General features: G+C 70.4%; 18 protein-coding genes. 7 read left to right on the forward strand and 11 right to left on the reverse strand.

Annotation, left to right across the window (positions count from 1 at the left end; translation table 11 throughout):
• Positions 1 to 188: 188 nt before the first annotated feature.
• The 8 genes from H180DRAFT_RS08470 to H180DRAFT_RS08505 all read right to left on the reverse strand — a co-directional run bounded on the left by H180DRAFT_RS08470 (position 189) and on the right by H180DRAFT_RS08505 (position 7,071).
• Positions 189 to 518 carry a metal-sulfur cluster assembly factor gene (locus H180DRAFT_RS08470; RefSeq protein ID WP_055485380.1) on the reverse strand — a complete coding sequence of 110 codons (330 nt, stop codon included), beginning with the start codon at positions 516 to 518 and terminating at the stop codon, positions 189 to 191.
• Positions 515 to 982 (reverse strand): Fe-S cluster assembly sulfur transfer protein SufU, encoded by a 468-nt coding sequence (sufU, locus tag H180DRAFT_RS08475; protein ID WP_055485381.1) that lies wholly within the window; start codon positions 980 to 982, stop codon positions 515 to 517. Before sufU ends, H180DRAFT_RS08470 begins: the two co-directional genes overlap by 4 nt.
• 35 nt (positions 983 to 1,017) lie before the next feature.
• The gene (locus H180DRAFT_RS08480) at positions 1,018 to 2,280 is read right to left on the reverse strand and encodes a cysteine desulfurase (RefSeq protein ID WP_055485382.1); all 1,263 of its coding nucleotides are present in this window, start codon (positions 2,278 to 2,280) and stop codon (positions 1,018 to 1,020) included.
• Positions 2,277 to 3,041: a Fe-S cluster assembly ATPase SufC gene (sufC, locus tag H180DRAFT_RS08485; protein ID WP_055485383.1), complete on the reverse strand. Its 765-nt coding sequence runs from the start codon at positions 3,039 to 3,041 to the stop codon at positions 2,277 to 2,279. Before sufC ends, H180DRAFT_RS08480 begins: the two co-directional genes overlap by 4 nt.
• A gap of 7 nt (positions 3,042 to 3,048) precedes the next feature.
• Positions 3,049 to 3,390 carry a non-heme iron oxygenase ferredoxin subunit gene (locus H180DRAFT_RS08490; RefSeq protein WP_055485384.1) on the reverse strand — a complete coding sequence of 114 codons (342 nt, stop codon included), beginning with the start codon at positions 3,388 to 3,390 and terminating at the stop codon, positions 3,049 to 3,051.
• Positions 3,387 to 4,565: a Fe-S cluster assembly protein SufD gene (gene sufD / locus H180DRAFT_RS08495; RefSeq protein ID WP_055485385.1), complete on the reverse strand. Its 1,179-nt coding sequence runs from the start codon at positions 4,563 to 4,565 to the stop codon at positions 3,387 to 3,389. Before sufD ends, H180DRAFT_RS08490 begins: the two co-directional genes overlap by 4 nt.
• Before the next feature lie 164 nt (positions 4,566 to 4,729).
• Positions 4,730 to 6,151, reverse strand: a complete 1,422-nt coding sequence (gene sufB, locus H180DRAFT_RS08500; protein WP_055485386.1) for a Fe-S cluster assembly protein SufB — start codon at positions 6,149 to 6,151, stop codon at positions 4,730 to 4,732.
• The gene (locus tag H180DRAFT_RS08505) at positions 6,148 to 7,071 is read right to left on the reverse strand and encodes a helix-turn-helix transcriptional regulator (protein WP_254665949.1); all 924 of its coding nucleotides are present in this window, start codon (positions 7,069 to 7,071) and stop codon (positions 6,148 to 6,150) included. Before H180DRAFT_RS08505 ends, sufB begins: the two co-directional genes overlap by 4 nt.
• Before the next feature lie 256 nt (positions 7,072 to 7,327).
• Between H180DRAFT_RS08505 and H180DRAFT_RS08510 the strand changes: the two genes are divergently transcribed.
• From H180DRAFT_RS08510 to H180DRAFT_RS08535, 6 genes are all read left to right on the forward strand, one after another.
• Positions 7,328 to 8,254: an ABC transporter ATP-binding protein gene (locus H180DRAFT_RS08510; protein WP_055485388.1), complete on the forward strand. Its 927-nt coding sequence runs from the start codon at positions 7,328 to 7,330 to the stop codon at positions 8,252 to 8,254.
• The gene (locus tag H180DRAFT_RS08515) at positions 8,251 to 9,018 is read left to right on the forward strand and encodes an ABC transporter permease (protein WP_055485389.1); all 768 of its coding nucleotides are present in this window, start codon (positions 8,251 to 8,253) and stop codon (positions 9,016 to 9,018) included. The genes H180DRAFT_RS08510 and H180DRAFT_RS08515 overlap by 4 nt, the downstream gene beginning before the upstream one ends.
• Before the next feature lie 111 nt (positions 9,019 to 9,129).
• Positions 9,130 to 10,233 carry a COX15/CtaA family protein gene (locus H180DRAFT_RS08520; protein WP_079099947.1) on the forward strand — a complete coding sequence of 368 codons (1,104 nt, stop codon included), beginning with the start codon at positions 9,130 to 9,132 and terminating at the stop codon, positions 10,231 to 10,233.
• Positions 10,234 to 10,767: 534 nt separating this feature from the next.
• On the forward strand, positions 10,768 to 12,468 hold the full coding sequence (locus H180DRAFT_RS08525) for a carbon starvation CstA family protein (protein WP_055485390.1): 1,701 nt from the start codon (positions 10,768 to 10,770) through the stop codon (positions 12,466 to 12,468).
• Positions 12,465 to 12,722, forward strand: a complete 258-nt coding sequence (locus H180DRAFT_RS08530) for a cory-CC-star protein (RefSeq protein ID WP_055485391.1) — start codon at positions 12,465 to 12,467, stop codon at positions 12,720 to 12,722. Before H180DRAFT_RS08525 ends, H180DRAFT_RS08530 begins: the two co-directional genes overlap by 4 nt.
• Positions 12,713 to 13,717 carry an ArsA family ATPase gene (locus H180DRAFT_RS08535; RefSeq protein WP_055485392.1) on the forward strand — a complete coding sequence of 335 codons (1,005 nt, stop codon included), beginning with the start codon at positions 12,713 to 12,715 and terminating at the stop codon, positions 13,715 to 13,717. The genes H180DRAFT_RS08530 and H180DRAFT_RS08535 overlap by 10 nt, the downstream gene beginning before the upstream one ends.
• A gap of 126 nt (positions 13,718 to 13,843) precedes the next feature.
• Here H180DRAFT_RS08535 and H180DRAFT_RS08540 read toward each other — a convergent pair whose 3' ends face one another.
• The 3 genes from H180DRAFT_RS08540 to H180DRAFT_RS08550 form a co-directional block, all read right to left on the reverse strand.
• Complete coding sequence (locus H180DRAFT_RS08540) at positions 13,844 to 14,119, reverse strand: hypothetical protein (RefSeq protein ID WP_175437749.1); 276 nt, start codon at positions 14,117 to 14,119, stop codon at positions 13,844 to 13,846.
• 113 nt (positions 14,120 to 14,232) lie between these two features.
• Complete coding sequence (locus tag H180DRAFT_RS08545) at positions 14,233 to 14,754, reverse strand: sigma-70 family RNA polymerase sigma factor (RefSeq protein ID WP_055485611.1); 522 nt, start codon at positions 14,752 to 14,754, stop codon at positions 14,233 to 14,235.
• 122 nt (positions 14,755 to 14,876) lie between these two features.
• Complete coding sequence (locus tag H180DRAFT_RS08550; RefSeq protein WP_055485393.1) at positions 14,877 to 16,439, reverse strand: sodium:solute symporter family protein; 1,563 nt, start codon at positions 16,437 to 16,439, stop codon at positions 14,877 to 14,879.
• Positions 16,440 to 16,898: 459 nt separating this feature from the next.
• On the opposite strand from H180DRAFT_RS08550, the gene H180DRAFT_RS08555 reads away from it, so the two are divergent.
• Positions 16,899 to 17,219 carry a hypothetical protein gene (locus tag H180DRAFT_RS08555; RefSeq protein WP_055485394.1) on the forward strand — a complete coding sequence of 107 codons (321 nt, stop codon included), beginning with the start codon at positions 16,899 to 16,901 and terminating at the stop codon, positions 17,217 to 17,219.
• The last annotated feature ends 59 nt before the right edge of the window (positions 17,220 to 17,278 follow it).

Raw genomic sequence — 17,278 nt, forward strand, 5'->3', positions numbered from 1 at the left:
CTGCCAGGTGTCGACGCGCCGGCGCCGAGCCCGGCGAAGCGCCCCGGGGCCACACCCCGCAGGGGCCGTGGGCGTCGACGATGACCTGACGCAGAAAACGGCCACGGCCCCGTCATCGTGGGGCCATGGCCGTCGGAGTCACGCCGGTCCGCCTGCAGACATGGCGGAAGCCGCGTCAGCGGCGCCGCTCAGACGTTGAAGCCCAGCGCCCGCAGCTGATCGCGTCCGTCGTCGGTGATCTTGTCCGGGCCCCACGGGGGCATCCAGACCCAGTTGATCTTCAGCTCGTTCACGATGCCTTCGGTCGCGGACTTCGCCTGGTCCTCGATGACGTCCGTGAGCGGGCAGGCCGCCGAGGTGAGCGTCATGTCGATCGTGGCCACGTTCGACTCGTCGACGTGGACCCCGTAGATCAGGCCCAGGTTGACGACGTCGATGCCCAGCTCCGGGTCGACGACGTCGAGCAGAGCCTCACGGACCTCTTCCTCGCTCGCGGGCTTCGCGGTGGTCTCGGTCATGCGGTCTTCTCCTTTACCGAGTCCTCGCCCAGCGCCTGGGCGGTGGCGTCCTTCCATGCCATCCAGCTCAGCAGAGCACACTTCACACGCGCCGGGTACTTCGAGACCCCGGCGAAGGCGACGGCGTCCTCCAGCACGCCCTCCATGGCGTCGTCCGGCTCGAGCTGTCCCCTGGACTGCATCAGCTCCAGGAAGGTCTCCTGGATGGTGCGTGCCTCACCGAGCTCCTTGCCGACCAGCAGCTCGTTGAGCACCGAGGCACTGGCCTGGCTGATGGAGCAGCCCTGGCCCTCGTAGCTGACGTCGCGGATCGTCTCACCGTCGTAACGCACACGCAGGGTGATCTCGTCACCGCACGTGGGGTTGACGTGGTGCACCTCCGCGTCGCCCTCCCGCAGGCCCTTGCCGTGCGGGTTCTTGTAGTGGTCCAGGATCACTTCCTGGTACATGGAGTCCAGCTTCACGAGTCAGTCCGTCCGTCCAGTCCTCTGCGGCCGCGCTAGGCGAAGAAGTTCCGTACGTGTTCCACACCCTCGGCCAGGGCATCCACCTCGGCCGGCATGGAGTACAGATAGAACGACGCCCGCGTGGTCGCAGGAATTCCGTACCGCAGACAGACGGGCCGTGCGCAGTGGTGGCCGACACGGACGGCGATGCCCTGCTCGTCCAGGACCTGGCCCACGTCGTGCGGGTGGATGTCCCCGAGCGTGAAGGAGATCGCCGCGCCCCTGTCCTCGGCCGTCGTGGGACCGATGAAGCGCAGGCCGGGAATCCGGCTCAGCCTCTCCACGGCGTACGCGGTCAGCGCGTGCTCGTGCTCCTGGATGCGCTCCATGCCGATGGACGACAGGTAGTCGACCGCCGCGCCGAGACCGACCGCCTGCGCGATCGGAGGCGTGCCCGCCTCGAACTTGTGCGGGGCGGGCGCGTAGGTCGAGGCGTGCATCGTGACCGTCTCGATCATCTCGCCGCCACCGAGGAAGGGCGGCAGGTCGTCCAGCAGCTCCTGCCGTCCCCACAGCACGCCGATGCCCGTCGGACCGCACATCTTGTGCCCGGTGAAGGCGACGAAGTCGGCCTGCAGCGCCTGCACGTCCAGCACCATGTGCGGCGCCGCCTGCGAGGCGTCGACGACGACGAGCGCGCCGACCTCCTGGGCGCGGCGGACGATCGTCTCGACCGGGTTGATCGTGCCCATGATGTTGGAGACGAGCGTGAACGAGACGACCTTGGTCTTCTCGGTGATGACCTCCTCGACGTCCGACAGGTCGAGGCGGCCGTCGTCGGTGAGGCCGAACCACTTGAGCTTCGCGCCCGTGCGCTGCGAAAGCAGCTGCCAGGGAACGATGTTGGAGTGGTGCTCCATCTCCGTGATGACGATCTCGGTGTCGTGCTCCACCCGGTAGGGCTCGTCCGCCCAGCCAAGCATGTTGGCAACGAGGTTGAGCGACTCGGAGGCGTTCTTGGTGAAGACCACCTCGTCACGGCTGGGCGCGTTGATGAACGCCGCGACCTTGTCGCGTGCGCCCTCGTACAGCGCCGTGGCCTCCTCGGCGAGGACGTGGACACCGCGGTGCACATTGGCGTTGTGCCGCTCGTTGTAGTCGCTCATCGCGTCGAGCACCTGGCGCGGCTTCTGGGAGGTCGCCGCGTTGTCCAGGTACACGAGCTTCTGCCCGCCGTGGACCGTGCGGTCCAGGATGGGGAAGTCCTTGCGGATCGCCTCGGTGTCGAGCAGACCCGGAAGCGTCACGTTGCTCACGAAGCGGCGCCCCCCTTCACGTATGCCTCGTAGCCCTCTTCCTCGAGCTTGTCGGCCAGTTCGGGGCCGCCGGACTCGGCGATCCGGCCCTTGGCGAAGACGTGCACGTGGTCGGGCTTGATGTAACGCAGGATGCGCGTGTAGTGGGTGATCAGCATGGTGCCGACCTCGCCGCTCTCACGGACGCGGTTGACGCCCTCGGAGACCACCCGCAGCGCATCCACGTCGAGGCCGGAGTCGGTCTCGTCGAGGATCGCGATCTTCGGCTTGAGGAGCTCCAGCTGGAGGATCTCGTGCCGCTTCTTCTCACCGCCGGAGAAGCCCTCGTTGACGTTCCGCTCGGCGAAGGACGGGTCGATCTGAAGGCGCTCCATGGCCTCCTTGACCTCCTTCACCCACAGCCGCAGCTTGGGCGCCTCGCCGCGCAGCGCCGTCGCCGACGTACGCAGGAAGTTGGAGACGGAGACACCGGGCACCTCGACCGGGTACTGCATGGCGAGGAAGACGCCGGCACGGGCGCGCTCGTCCGGAGCCATCTCCAGGACGTCCTCGCCGTCCAGGGTCACCGAGCCGCCGGTGACGGTGTACTTGGGGTGGCCCGCCAGCGAGTAGGCGAGCGTGGACTTGCCGGAACCGTTCGGCCCCATGATCGCGTGCGTCTCGCCCTGCTTCACGGTCAGGTCGACGCCGCGCAGGATCTCGTTCGGGCCGTTCTCGGCTTCGACGGAGACGTGCAGGTCGTTGATCTCAAGCGTTGCCATGGGGACTTCAGGACTCCTGTGTGACGGAGACGAGCACGGCCGCGTCGGGGCCGTCGCCTTCGATTCTTACGGGGTATACGGGGATGGGGCGGGTCGCGGGCAGGCCGGAGGGCTTGCCCGTTCGCAGGTCGAAACTGGAGCCGTGCAGCCAGCACTCGATCTGGCAGTCCTCGACCTCGCCCTCGGACAGCGAGACGTTCGCGTGCGAGCAGATGTCGTTGACCGCGAACACCTCTCCCTCGGTACGGACGAGAGCGACCGGCACGCCTTCGAGCTCCACCCGCTTGGGGGTGTCGTCCTCCAGCTCGCCGAGCGACGCGACCCTCACGAAGCCTTCGCCACCGCTCATACGGACGCCTCCAGCTCCGCCTCGATCTTCTCGATGAGGCGCTTCTCCACGTCCGGCAGTCCGATCTGCTGGACGAGTTCGGCGAAGAAGCCCCGCACGACCAGCCGCCGCGCCTCATGCTCCGGAATGCCCCGGGCCTGGAGGTAGAACAGCTGCTCGTCGTCGAAGCGGCCGGTGGCCGAGGCGTGGCCCGCCCCCACGATCTCACCGGTCTCGATCTCGAGGTTGGGCACCGAGTCGACCCGCGCGCCGTCCGTCAGGACGAGGTTGCGGTTCAGCTCGTAGGTGTCGGTGCCGGTGGCGGCAGCGCGGATCAGCACGTCGCCGATCCAGACGGCGTGCGCCTCCTCACCCTGCAGAGCGCCCTTGTAGACCACGTTGCTGCGGCAGTTGGGCCTGTCGTGGTCGACGAAGAGGCGGTGCTCCTGGTGCTGGCCGTTGTCGGTGAAGAACAGGCCGTAGAACTCGGCCTCGCCGCCTGGGCCCGTGTAGTTCACGCGGGGGTGGAGCCGCACGACGTCGCCGCCGAAGGTGACCACGACCGACTTGAAGGTGGCGTCCCTGCCGACCAGAGCGTTGTGCTGGGAGCAGTGGACGGCCGAATCGTCCCAGTCCTGCACGGAGACGACGGTCAGCTTTGCGCCGTCGCCGACGACGAACTCGACGTTGGCCGCCCGCACCGCGTCGCCGGTGTGGTCGATGACGATGACCGCCTCGGCGAACTCCTTCACCTCGAAGACGGTGTGCCCGTAGCTGACGCCGCCCTCACCGTGCAGGGAGACCCGCACCGGTTCCTTCAGCACGGCCTCCTTGGGCACGGTCACGACCGAGGCCTTCTCGAAGGAGGTGAACGCCTGTGCGGCGACCCGGTCGACCGGCGTACCCGCCCGGCCGATCCGCGAGTCGTCACGTCCGACCGTCTCGATCGTCACGCCTTCCGGCGCGTCGACCTCGGCCTTGAGGGAGCCCGACGCCTCGGCCGTGCCGTCGTGCAGCCCCCTGAGCCGCTCGAGCGGTGTGAAGCGCCACTCCTCCTCCCTGCCGTGCGGCACGGGGAAGTCCGCCACGTCGAAGGAGGGCGGTGCGCTCATCCGGGTGGCGACGGTGGACTCAGCTGCCACCGCGACGCCGCCCTCGGCGGTGGAACCCGCTGGAATCTTCTGAGCCTCAGCCATAGCTGTCGTCGTGCTCTCTTTCTGCCTTCGGTCTCCTCGCCCGGCCCCGGACGTGCGCGGTGCCGGATGCCTCTCCGGCTCCGCCACGTCCGGTGACGTGCGAAACGGTTGCGCGCTCGCAGCCCGAGCGCAGGGCTGGAAGGACGGTGCCCGCCGGCGGGCGGCTAGCCGACCGCGCCCTCCATCTGCAGCTCGATGAGCCTGTTGAGCTCCAGCGCGTACTCCATCGGGAGTTCCTTCGCGATGGGCTCGACGAACCCGCGGACGATCATCGCCATCGCCTCGTCCTCGGACAGGCCCCGGCTCATCAGGTAGAAGAGCTGGTCGTCGCTGACCTTGGAGACCGTGGCCTCGTGACCCATCGTCACATCGTCCTCGCGGACGTCGACGTAGGGATAGGTGTCCGAGCGGGAGACCGTGTCCACCAGCAGCGCGTCGCACAGCACGTTGGACTTCGAGCCCTCGGCGCCCTCGGCGACCTCGATCAGACCGCGGTAGGAGGTACGTCCACCGCTGCGGGCCACCGACTTGGAGACGATGTTGGAGGACGTGCGCGGCGCCATGTGCACCATCTTCGCGCCCGCGTCCTGGTGCTGGCCCTCACCCGCGAAGGCGACCGAGAGCGTCTCGCCCTTGGCGTGCTCGCCCATCAGGTAGACGGCCGGGTACTTCATCGTCACCTTCGAGCCGAGGTTGCCGTCGACCCACTCCATGGTCGCGCCCTCGTAGGCCACCGCACGCTTGGTGACCAGGTTGTAGACGTTGTTCGACCAGTTCTGGATCGTCGTGTAGCGGCAGCGGCCGCCCTTCTTGACGATGATCTCGACGACGGCGGAGTGCAGCGAGTCCGAGTTGTAGATCGGAGCCGTGCAGCCCTCGACGTAGTGCACGTAGGCGTTCTCGTCGACGATGATCAGCGTCCGCTCGAACTGGCCCATGTTCTCGGTGTTGATGCGGAAGTAGGCCTGGAGCGGGATGTCGACGTGCACGCCCGGCGGCACGTAGATGAACGAACCGCCCGACCACACCGCGGTGTTGAGCGCGGCGAACTTGTTGTCACCGGGCGGGATGACGGTGCCGAAGTGCTCCTGGAAGATCTCCGGGTGCTCGCGCAGCGCCGTGTCGGTGTCCAGGAAGAGGACGCCCTGCTCCTCCAGGTCCTCACGGATCTGGTGGTACACGACCTCCGACTCGTACTGCGCCGCGACACCGGCGACGAGGCGCTGCTTCTCCGCCTCGGGGATGCCGAGCTTGTCGTAGGTGTTCTTGATGTCCTCGGGCAGGTCGTCCCAGGTCTGGGCCTGCTGCTCCGTGGACCTGACGAAGTACTTGATGTTGTCGAAGTCGATGCCCGAGAGGTCCGAACCCCAGTTGGGCATGGGCTTCTTCTCGAAGAGCCGGTGGCCCTTCAGGCGGAGCTTGAGCATCCACTCCGGCTCGTTCTTCTTCCCCGAGATGTCGCGGACGACCTCGTCGGAGAGACCGCGCTTGGCCGCGGCACCGGCCGTGTCGGAGTCGGCCCAGCCGTACTCGTACTTGCCCAGCCCTTCGAGCTCGGGGTGAGCAGTCTCCGTAGGAGAGGTCATGCGGGGTTCCTCCCGGCGGTGTTCGCAGGTGCTGTGGTGGCGTTGCTCGCCCTGGTCTTGCTGTTGTCGGTCTTGCTTGCGTGCTTGTTCGTCTTGCTCGTCCTGCTCGGGTTCTCACCGGCGGGCCTGCCGGCGGTCTTGCTGCTGGTCCGTGTGACGGTCCGGGGCTGCGACGGGGATCCGCCCCGGTGCCCCTCCGCGGCGGATGCGGGGTGGCTGTTCGGGACGAAGGTGGTGCACACCCCGTCCCCGTGGGCGATCGTCGCCAGCCGCTGGACATGCGTGCCGAGCAGGCGGGAGAAGACCTCCGTCTCCGCCTCGCACAGCTGCGGGAACTGCTCGGCGGTGTGCGCCACCGGGCAGTGGTGCTGGCAGAGCTGCTCGCCCGCGGCCGTGCCTCCGGCGGAGGCGGGCGCACTGCGCGCAGTGGCAGCGTACCCGTCCTTGGTCAGTGCATCGGCCAGCGCCCGCGTGCGCTCCTCGGGCGGAACCCGCTCCAACTCGCGCCTGTACTGCTCGGCCTGCGCCGCCGCGCGAGCGCGCGCGAAGTCCGCCACGGCGGCGTCGCCGCGCTCGCCGCCGCCGGCGCTCTGCGCTATCCAGCGCAGGGCATCGGCGGCCAGATTGTCGTAGTCCTGTTCGAAGGCGTCCCGGCCGCAGTCGGTGAGTGCGAAGACCTTGGCGGGCCGGCCCCTGCCCCGCGAGCCGTAGACCCGCTTCTCGCGCGGCTCGACGACCCCTTCACCGAGGAGCGAGTCGAGGTGCCGGCGTACGGCCGCCTGGGTGAGCCCCAGACGCAGTGCCAGCTCGGCGGCGGTGGACGGCCCGTGGTCGAGGATCGACCGGGCCACCTTGTTGCGCGTGCCCTGCTGCTCGTCGTGGCCTCCGGAGGCCGTGGAGTGCCCGGCCGGACCGGGCACGGACGAACCGCCGGCGGCCGCTCCGGCCGCCGATCGCGTCTCGTGTCCCTCAGCCGTCTTTTTCACAACGTCATTGTTGCGTAATTCCTCGGGGCGCGGCAAGCCACCTCCTGACCTGGCTCAATGTCCTGCGTCACGTAAGGGGAGCCTTACTTCCCGCATACGGCCGCCGCCCCGCGCACCACACCGTCGGGACCGGTCACACATCTCAACCCCCGGCCACGGAAGGCACTTGGGAATCCCTAGACTCGCCCGTATGGGAAGCGGTGGGGCCCTCGAAGTCGCGGGTCTGGTGAAGCGGTACGGCAGGAAGACGGCAGTCGACGGTCTCGGCCTGTCCGTCCCGTACGGCACGGTCTCAGCGCTCCTCGGCCCCAACGGCGCCGGGAAGACCACCACTGTCGAGACCTGTGAGGGCTACCTCAGACCGGATGCCGGCACCGTGCGGGTACTCGGGCTCGACCCCGTCGCCCAGGCGTCCCGGCTGCGTCCCCGCATCGGCGTCATGCTGCAGAGCGGCGGCGTGTACTCGGGTGCCCGAGCCGAGGAGATGCTGGCCCACATGGCCCGGCTGCACGCGAACCCCCTGGACACCGGCGCCCTCGTCGACGCCCTCGGCCTCGGCGGCTGCGGCCGCACCCCCTACCGGCGCCTCTCCGGCGGGCAGCAGCAGCGGCTCTCCCTCGCCATGGCCGTCGTGGGACGGCCCGAATTGGTCTTCCTCGACGAGCCGACCGCCGGACTCGACCCTCAGGCACGCCGCGCCACGTGGGACCTGGTGCGGTCGCTGCGCACCGACGGCGTCACCGTCGTCCTCACGACACACCACATGGACGAGGCCGAGGAGCTCGCCGACGACGTCGTCATCATCGACGGCGGCCGCATCGTCGCCCAGGGATCGCCGGACGAACTGTGCCGCGGCGGCGCCGAGAACTCCCTGCGCTTCACGGGACGCCCCGGCCTGGATCTGGCCTCGCTGCTCAAGGCGCTCCCCGACAACACCGCCGCCGCCGAACTCGTCCCGGGCGGCTACCGCGTCACCGGCACCGTCGACCCGCAGCTGCTGGCCACGGTCACCTCCTGGTGCGCACAGCACGGCGTCATGCCCGACCGCATCTCGGTCGAGCGCCGCACGCTTGAGGACGTCTTCCTCGAACTCACCGGCAAGGAGCTTCGATCGTGAGCGCCGGCACCTTCACCCCCGCGCCCGGGGCGGCCCCCGTGGTCCGCATGATCGGCGCCCAGGCCGTGCTCGAGACCCGGATGCTGCTGCGCAACGGCGAACAGCTGCTGCTCACCGTCGTCATCCCCGCCCTGCTGCTCGTGCTCTTCAGCTCCGTCGACGTCGTCGGACTGGGCGGGGGCTCGCGCATCGGATTCCTCGCCCCCGGCATCCTGGCGCTGGCCGTGCTCTCGACCGCCTTCACCGGCCAGGCCATCGCCACCGGCTTCGAGCGCCGCTACGGAGTGCTCAAACGGCTCGGCGTCTCGCCGCTGCCGCGGTGGGGGCTGATGGCCGCCAAGACCTGCTCGGTGCTGGTCGTCGAGGCGCTGCAGGTGCTGCTGCTGACCGCGATCGCTCTCGGGCTGGGCTGGTCGCCGCGCGGGAGCCTGCTCGCGGTCGCGCTGCTGCTGGTCCTGGGGACGGCCGCGTTCTCCGGTCTCGGTTTGCTGCTCGCGGGGACGGTGCGGGCGGAGGCCACCCTCGCTGCGGCGAACCTGATCTTCATCCTGCTGCTGGTGGGCGGCGGCGTCATCGTGCCGCTCGACCGGTTCCCGGAGGCTGCGCAGGGCGTGCTGGGCCTGCTGCCCGTCTCCGCGCTCTCCGGCGGTCTGCGCGAGGTGCTCCAGCACGGTGCCGGCGTGCCCTGGGAGAACCTGGGCGTGCTGGCCGTGTGGGCCATGGCGGGTACGGGCGCCGCGGCACGCTTCTTCAAGTGGGAGTGACCCGGCGGGAGGCACTGCCCCTCCAGCGGAACCGCTGACGTCTTTCAGCTTCACCCGCCCTGAGCCTGACTCCGGGCCCCTCGTGAATGCGCGCACAAGCTCGCCCGTACGATGTCTGCCGTGCATCCCGTGCCGAACCTGACCGAACTCGTACGCAACCCGATCGCGTACGTCGCCAAGCGCTGGACGCCCGCACCGGCCACCGTCCGGCGGGCTGCGCTCTCCGCGCTCGTGATGAGCGTCCTCATCATCGTCACCGGCGGCGCCGTGCGGCTGACCGGCTCCGGACTGGGCTGCGACACCTGGCCCAAGTGCACCGGCGACAGCCTGTACGCCACCTCGGAGATGGGCGTGCACGGGGCGATCGAATTCGGCAACCGCCTGCTGACGTACGTGCTGAGCGCCGCCGTCGGCTGGGCCATCGTCGCGGCGCGCTCCGCGAAACCGCGCCGCCGCCGCCTGAGCCGGCTGGCCTGGTCGCAGTTCTGGATCGTGATGGGCAACGCGGTCATCGGCGGCGTCACCGTGTTGACCGGACTCAACCCCTACACGGTCGCGGGCCACTTCATGCTCGCCACCGGGCTGCTCACCGTCGCCACCCTGACCTGGCTGCGCGCCGGCGAAGGCGACACACCACCGCGTCCGCTGGCGGGCACGACGGTCAAGAGGCTGGTGCGGGCGCTTGTCGTGGCGGCCGGTCTGCTGGTGGCGGCGGGCACCGTCGTCACGGGCGCGGGGCCGCACGCGGGCGACAGCAGCAAGGTTCCTCGCATGCCCGTCGACCCGCAGACGGCGGCCCAGGCGCACGCCGCCCTGGCGTGGATCGTCGTCGCGCTGACGCTGGCGGTGTGGCTCGTGCTGCGTGTCTCACAGGCCCCGGCAGGCCCGCGGCGGCGCACCCGTGAGCTTCTTGTCGTCCTGCTCGCGCAGGGAGTCATCGGCTACGTGCAGTACTTCACCGACCTGCCCGAGGTGCTGGTCGGGCTGCATCTGCTGGGGTCGGCCCTGGTGTGGATCGCGGTGCTGCGGCTGCTGCTGTCGCTGCGCGAGCGGGGACTTCCCCCGGGCGTCCCCGACGTCCCGCATGCAGCAGAGGGCACCGCGCAGCAGCCCGGCGACGACCCCGCTCGCACCGGTGAGGACCGGCTTCCCGGTCCGGCCAGGGCGGACGAAGAGCGGGACCGGTCCGCCTCCGCGGCCACCCCACAGCCTTAGGGCCTGTCCGCCGGGCGCGCGCCGATCTCGGAGCCGCCCCCTCCTCTGCCGCCCGCTTCCGTGGGCGATGACACACGTCATGGCCCGCCGCCCGGCACTCGCCGGAATCTCCTGTCAACCGAATCGGGCCCCTCGGCAACTCTGTAGCGAACCGCCGGGAGCCGGCTCGCGGCATCCGTGCAAGAGGCAGGGGGCACCAGTGGCAGACAGCGGGTACGGACTCACGCCGAGCCGGACGTCGGCCGACGACTCCGGCGGGGTGCGTGTGGCCGTGGCCCGTGCGGCCGTGGCCCGTGCGGCCGTGGCGGGCAAGCTCTGCCGCTGCCACGGCAGGTCCGCCCTGACGCAGCACACCGTGTCCGGGTACGCCGCCGAGCCGTACAGGACAGACGCAGGCGCCCGGTGTTCCGTTCCGGCCGCCGGCCTCCCCCGGCCGGGGAGGGCCACGCCGCACCCTCCCCGCTGTCCGCCTGTCAGGTGCACATCTCGTGCAGGGCAGCGGCTCCATCTCCCAGAACTCAAGGGGCGTCTCGTATGAATGCACTTCCACTGCTGTTGATCGGCCTTGCGATGTTCGCGGGCGGATATCTCCTCTACTCGAAATACCTGGGCAACCGGGTCTACAAGCTTGACGCGTCCTACAAGACGCCCGCGCATGAGCTGCAGGACGGAGTGGACTACGTCCCGACCAACAAGTTCGTGCTGTGGGGCCACCACTTCACCTCGGTCGCAGGCGCGGCGCCGATCGTCGGCCCCGCCATCGCCGTGATCTGGGGCTGGCTGCCCGCGTTCCTGTGGGTCACCCTCGGCACGGTCTTCTTCGCGGGCATGCACGACCTGGGCGCCCTGTGGGCCTCGGCGCGCAACAAGGGCCGCTCGGTGGGCGCGCTCTCCGGCCGCTACATCGGCCGCCGGGGCGCGCACCTCTTCCTCGTCGTGATCTTCCTGCTGCTCCTGATGGTGGTCGCGGCCTTCGCGGTGGTCATCAAGGACCTGCTGCTCTCCAATCCCTCGGCGGTGATCCCCGCCTGGGGAGCGGTCGCGGTGGCGCTGCTGGTCGGCCAGGCGGTCTACCGCTACAAGATGAGCCTCGGCCTGGTCACCGTGGTCGGCGTCGCGGCGCTCTACGGCCTGATCCTCCTCGGTGACGCCGTCCCGGTGGAGCTGCCCGATCCGATCCTGGGCATGTCCCCCGCGACTTTCTGGATCGTGGCCCTCTTCGTCTACGCCGGCATAGCCTCCCTGTTGCCCGTGTGGGTGCTGCTCCAGCCGCGTGACTACATCAACGGCGTCCAGCTCTTCGTCGGGCTCGGCATCCTGTTCGCCGGGGTGCTGCTGAGCGCCCCGACGATCGTCGCGCCGGCCGTCAACGACGCCGTGCCCGCGGGCACCCCGGATCTCGTGCCGCTGCTCTTCGTCACCATCGCGTGCGGCGCGATCTCCGGGTTCCACGGGATGGTCTCCTCGGGCACCAGCTCGAAGCAGCTGGACAAGGAGACCGACGCCCGCTTCGTCGGTTACTTCGGCGCGGTCGGCGAGGGCATGCTCGCGCTCGGCGCGATCACCGCCGCCGTCGCGGGCTACCGCACCCTGGCCGACTGGAAGGCCGTCTACGGCGCCTTCGGCGAGGCCGGCGTCGCGCCGTTCGTCGACGGCGGCGGAGCGATCGTCCAGAGCGGCCTGGGCCTGCCGGCCTCGCTGAGCTCGACGGTGCTGGCCACCATGGCGATCCTGTTCGCCGCCACCACCATGGACACCGGCCTGCGTCTGCTGCGCTTCGTCGTCCAGGAGGCCGGCGAGGCCGCAAAGGTGAAGATCAACAATGGCGCGGGCACCCTCATCGCGCTCGCGGCCGGTTTGGGACTCACCTTCAGCCAGGGCGCAGAGGGCGCCGGCGGACTGCGTATCTGGCCGCTGTTCGGCACCAGCAACCAGCTTCTGGCCTCCCTGACGCTGGCCGTCGTCGCGGTCATGCTGATACGCAAGCGGCGCAACCCGGCACCTGCGCTGGTGCCGCTCGCAGTCGTGTTCGCGATGGCGTTCTGGGCCGCGCTCGTGCAGCTCGGCGATCTCTACGACGCGCGGGACTGGCTGCTGCTGACCATCGACGTCGTCATCATCGTCGCCGCCCTGTGGGTCGCCTTCGAGGCGGTCGTCGCGATGCGGCGGGCGTCCCAGGAGCCGCAGGAGGCCCTTGACGCCGATGTGACCGAGAAGGCCGAGCTGAAGGGATGAAGTTCCGCTGGGCCTCGCTCCGGGCCGGGCTGGAGGAGTTCTACGCCGGGCCCTACCGGCGTACCTTCGCCCGCGCCCGGCGCGAGGAGGACGACCTCTTCCGGATGGTCGTCCTCGCGGAGGCACTGGGCGTGCCCGACCCGGCGGCGTACTACACCGCCGAGCTGATGCCCGCCCTCTACGAGGACTTCCACGCATGGCACCGCCGGATGGGCATGGACCGCTCCCCGCTGGAGCATGTCGGATGCTGCTAGACGTCATCACCTCGCGCAGGGTCGTGTTCGTCGGCGGCAAGGGCGGGGTCGGCAAGACGTCCATCGCCGCGGCGCTCGCCCTCGGCCGTGCCGGGGCGGGCGCCCGTGTGCTGCTCGTCTCCACCGATCCCGCCCACAACCTCGGCCACCTCTGGGACCGCCCAGTGGGCGACGAGCCCGTGCGTCTCGCCGGTCCCGCAGTCCCCGAGCCCGGGGCGGGGGCCGTGCCGGGGACAGCGGGTCACGTCGACGGGCTGGAGATCGACCCGGAGCGCACGGTCGAGCAGCACCTGTCTGCGGTCGCCGGGACCATGCGGCGGCTGCTCCCCGAGCGGATGCACGCACCGGCCGCCCGGCACCTGGAGCTGGCTCGGCAGGCGCCCGGCACCCACGAGTCGGCGGTGCTGGAGCGGATCGCCGAGGCGGTGGAGCTCGCGGAGGAGGCGTACGACCTGGTCGTCTTCGACACCGCCCCGTCCGGCCACACGCTGCGGCTGCTCGCGCTGCCCGAGCAACTCACCGCCTGGACCGAGACCCTGCTCGCCAACCGTGACCGGTCCGAGCGGTTCGGCGCCGCTGTGCGCGGTCTCGGCGGCAGCGAGGAGACCGACCGCGACGCCGAGCTGCGCCGGATCCTGCTGCGTCGCCGCAACCGCTTCTCCAGGCTGCGCGAGGTGGTGACGGACTCGGCGCGGACCGGGTTCGTGGTCGTGCTGACCGCCGAGCTGCTCCCGATCGCCGAGACCATGGAGATGTACGAGAAGCTCACCGGTCTCGGCGTCGACGTGGCGGCACTCGTCGCCAACCGGCGTTCACCGGCGGACGCCGGTGAACTGCTCGCCCGGCGCCGGAGGCAGGAGGACCAGCACCTGGCCCGGCTGCGGCAGCAGGTCCCGGACGTACCGCTGCTCGACGTGCCGCTGCTGCCGGGAGATCTGGTGGGCAGGGAGGCGCTTGCCACGCTGGCCGACCGGCTCGGGCCTTCCTCTTCCTGAGTTCCCGGGAGATTCCGGGAGATTCCGGGAGATTCCGGGAGATTCCGGAGTGCCTGCCGGTCCCCGATCTCCGGTCCCCCGGTCCCCCGGTCCCCGCCGGGGTTCTCCCGCGTCTCCGGCCCGGCCTCACCCGGCCGCGTTCGCGTGGCCACCCCCGTGGTGACCGTCCGAGAAGATGAGGTCCGGGTCGGACGGGGCCTGGTTGAGGACCCAGAGGCCGATCAGCGTGGTGAGGGTGAAGACGACCGCGATCAGTACCGCGAGTACGAGGCGGCGACGGCGTTCGCGGCGCAGCCAGTCGCTCCGCGCCGTGCGGTACGCGTCGGGGTCGGCGCGTACCCCTCCGGCCAGCAGGCCCAGCGCTTCGCGCAGCGCCTGCTCCGTGCGGTGCTCCTCCGTCAGTTCCGTCAGTTCCGTCAGTTCCGTCAGTTCCGTCAGCGCCGCCGGCTCCGACTGCTCCGGCTCTGTCAGCTCTGCCGGTTCCGGCTGTTCGGTCCGGTCCGGTGACATCTCGTTCATCGCCGGGCCTCCATCGTCCTGGTCAGGGCGGCGATGCCGCGTGCGGTGTGAGTCTTGACCGATCCGCAGGAGATCCCCATCGCGGCCGCTATTTCGCTCTCCTTCAGGCCGAGCCAGTGTCGCAGGACCAGCGCCTCGCGCTGCCGGGCGGGCAGTTGCTGCAAGGCGTCGATCAGTACGCGCTGGTCGTCACGGAGGAGCGCGGTGCTCTCGGCCGAGGCGACGATCTCGCCCGGCGGGCTCTCCTCGTGCTTGCGCACGACCTGGAGGTGGCGGATACGCATGCGGACCAGATTGCACACGGTGGAGCGCAGATACGCCTCGGCCGCCTGCGCGTCCCGCAGTCGCCGCCACTTCCGGTAGATCTGGTAGTACGCCTCGGCCACCACGTTCTCCGGGTCGTCCGCGCCCAGCAGGACGGCCAAGCGCAGCATCGAGGCGTAGTGCAGCTCGAAGAGCCGGGCCAGGGCGGCCTCCCGCTCGATATCGGCCGGATCGTTCGCCGAGGGGGGAAGCACCTGGCCGTCGGCCGGCGGGGAGCCGGGCGTGTCGCCGCCGGTGGTGGCCCGTGGGGTGCGTGCCCCGGGGACGACTGCCGGGTCGGCCTCCGCCACGGTCCCCGGTGGGTGCTGTCTGCGTCTCACGGGTTGTTCGCTCCCGTCTCGGGACTCCGCCTGCCGGTGAGGCGGGAGGGCAGGTCGGTGAGGTCGCCACCGCGCGGGACCCCGAACCGTTCGAGGGCCACGGTGCCGGCCACCGCGACGACCAGGTTGAGCAGGAGGGCGGCCAGACCGGCGTAGATCTCCAGCGACGCCCCGGCGCTCCCGAGGGACACGACCGAAGAGAACCCCTTGCGCACCACCAGGAACGTGCCGGCCGCCATGCCCGCCGCCCATCCGGCCAGCAGCGCCCGGGGATGCAGCCAGCGCGTGAAAAGGCCGACGGCCACGGCCGGGAAGGTCTGAAGCACCCATACGCCGCCGAGCAGTTGGAGGTTGATGGCGTCCTGGTCGCGCAGCCCGAAAACGAACGCCACAGCCCCCGCCTTCGCGGTCAGCGAGACGGCCTTGGCTGTGCGCACCTGACGTTTCGGCGTGGCGGTCGGATGGACGTACTCGACGTACACGTTTCGTACGAAGGAGGTCGCGGCCGCTATCGACATCACGGCCGCCGGAACCAGAGCGCCCACGGTGATCGCCCCGAACACCAGCCCGGCCAGCGCTCCCGGCATCAGCCTGTCGACCAGCATCGGTACGGCAGCCTCGGCGCCTCCCTGGGGAGTTCGTACGCCCATGGCGAGTGCGGCTATGCCCAGGAAGCCGAAGAGGGCGAGCAGCCCGGTCCAGGCGGGCAGTGCCACTGAGACCTTGCGAAGGGTGCGCGGGCCGTCGGCGGCGAACCCGGCAGTGAGCACATGCGGATACATCAGCAGTGCCAGAGCCGAACCCAGTGCGAGCGTGGCGTAGGCGGGCTGGTGCTCGGGCGAGAGGAACAGGGCGGAATCCGCCACGCCGGTCCCGCCGAGCCGTCGCGCCGCACCGTCGAAGACGGCGCGGGGTCCGCCGAGGCGCGCGAGGACCAGCCAGCACACGGCGGTGAGCGAGACGAAGACCGCCACCGCCTTGAACGCCGAGATGACCGTCGGCGCACGCAGCCCGTGCCGGTACGTCGCCATCGCGAGGCCCGCGAAGAGCGCCACCATCACCAGATCCCCGCCGACGCCCCGCGCATGGACGCCCCCGGCGGTGAGCACCGCGCGGATGCCGAGCAGTTGAAGCGCCAGATACGGCATCGTCGCGAGAATCCCGGTCAGAGCCACCGCCAGGGCGAGCGGCGGCGATGCGTACCTGCCGCGCACGAAGTCGGCGACGGTGACGTAGCCGTGGCGGCGGGCGACCGCCCACAGGCGGGCCAGCAGGACGAAGGCGAGCGGGCAGACGAACACCGTGTAGGGCACTGCGAAGAAGGCGGGGGCCCCGTTTCCGTACGCCAGTCCCGGTACGGCGGTGAAGGTGTAGGCGGTGAAGATCGTGCCGCCGAGCAGCATCCAGGTCCACACGGGGCCGAGGCTTCTGTCGGCCAGCGCCCAGCCTTCCAAGGACGGCAGCCGGTCGGTGGGACGCAGGCGGCGGGCGGTGACGGCCAGCAGCGACGCCCCGCCGGTCACGGCGAGGAACGTCGCGGTCATGGCGATGTCCGCCATGGGTCACCGTCCTTGGTGTGCCTGTCTCTTGCCGACGAGTTGCGCAAAGGGCCCGTGAGGAGGACAGGAAGCCGGAGGAGGTCTTCTGGGACTTCGCTGTCAGCCGTCTCCATCCGGCAGGCAACTCTTGCACGAACCGACCGTGAACGGGAGAGGAGGGCAGGTCATGGCACACAAGGGTCACAACGGCTGCGGCTCATCGCGGTCGCCGTGCTGCTCCTCGCACCCGACGCAGGACCGCTGTGGACCCCGTGTACGCCGGTGCGTCCCCGCGGCTTGCGGGGACGCCGGGGCCTGACCAGCGGAAACCGCCTGCCCGGGCCCAGGCCCGGGCCCCGGGAAAGATGTCAGTGCAATGGCAGGCCCGGCGGGGCCGCGGGGAATCGCGGACCGTGTGGCGTGGGTCTCGCGCCCGTGGACGCTGTGGCCGCACCGACTACCCGCCGGTAGCATCAGGGCATGGCAGACAGCAGCAAGCGGGCGGCCAGGCTCGCCAAGGAGATCACCGCGTTCGCGCAGCGGCACGGCGGCAGCGCCGAAGGACAGATCGCCTACGTGGGACAGTCCGGCGCCCGTATCGCCCTCGTCGGCGCCGACGGCGGCTGGGGCGACCTGATGGCGCCCTCGGTCGAGACGGCCCGGCAGGCCACGGAGCAGGCGGGCATCACCGTGCACGAGTCCTTCGCCGGCGAGATGGCCGAGAAGATGAAGACGGGTCCCTACGAGTGGAACCGCATGGCGGGCATCCAGCTCGAAGGCGGCACCCCCGCCCGCGCCTGACGCGGCGCACTCACCCCAGACGTTCCGCCGGGGAACGGTGAGGGCCCGGACCACCGTCA

Origin of the sequence: Streptomyces sp. WMMB 322, assembly GCF_900090145.1 — a bacterium.
In the GTDB taxonomy this organism is placed as follows: Bacteria; Actinomycetota; Actinomycetes; order Streptomycetales; family Streptomycetaceae; genus Streptomyces.

Coding starts and splice junctions, on each gene's coding strand:
- H180DRAFT_RS08470 (WP_055485380.1), bottom strand. CDS start 518: ATGACCGAGACCACCGCGAAGCCCGCGAGCGAGGAAGAGGTCCGTGAG.
- sufC (WP_055485383.1), bottom strand. CDS start 3,041: ATGGCAACGCTTGAGATCAACGACCTGCACGTCTCCGTCGAAGCCGAG.
- H180DRAFT_RS08490 (WP_055485384.1), bottom strand. CDS start 3,390: ATGAGCGGTGGCGAAGGCTTCGTGAGGGTCGCGTCGCTCGGCGAGCTG.
- sufD (WP_055485385.1), bottom strand. CDS start 4,565: ATGGCTGAGGCTCAGAAGATTCCAGCGGGTTCCACCGCCGAGGGCGGC.
- sufB (WP_055485386.1), bottom strand. CDS start 6,151: ATGACCTCTCCTACGGAGACTGCTCACCCCGAGCTCGAAGGGCTGGGC.
- H180DRAFT_RS08510 (WP_055485388.1), top strand. CDS start 7,328: ATGGGAAGCGGTGGGGCCCTCGAAGTCGCGGGTCTGGTGAAGCGGTAC.
- H180DRAFT_RS08520 (WP_079099947.1), top strand. CDS start 9,130: ATGTCTGCCGTGCATCCCGTGCCGAACCTGACCGAACTCGTACGCAAC.
- H180DRAFT_RS08525 (WP_055485390.1), top strand. CDS start 10,768: ATGAATGCACTTCCACTGCTGTTGATCGGCCTTGCGATGTTCGCGGGC.
- H180DRAFT_RS08530 (WP_055485391.1), top strand. CDS start 12,465: ATGAAGTTCCGCTGGGCCTCGCTCCGGGCCGGGCTGGAGGAGTTCTAC.
- H180DRAFT_RS08535 (WP_055485392.1), top strand. CDS start 12,713: ATGCTGCTAGACGTCATCACCTCGCGCAGGGTCGTGTTCGTCGGCGGC.
- H180DRAFT_RS08550 (WP_055485393.1), bottom strand. CDS start 16,439: ATGGCGGACATCGCCATGACCGCGACGTTCCTCGCCGTGACCGGCGGG.
- H180DRAFT_RS08555 (WP_055485394.1), top strand. CDS start 16,899: ATGGCAGACAGCAGCAAGCGGGCGGCCAGGCTCGCCAAGGAGATCACC.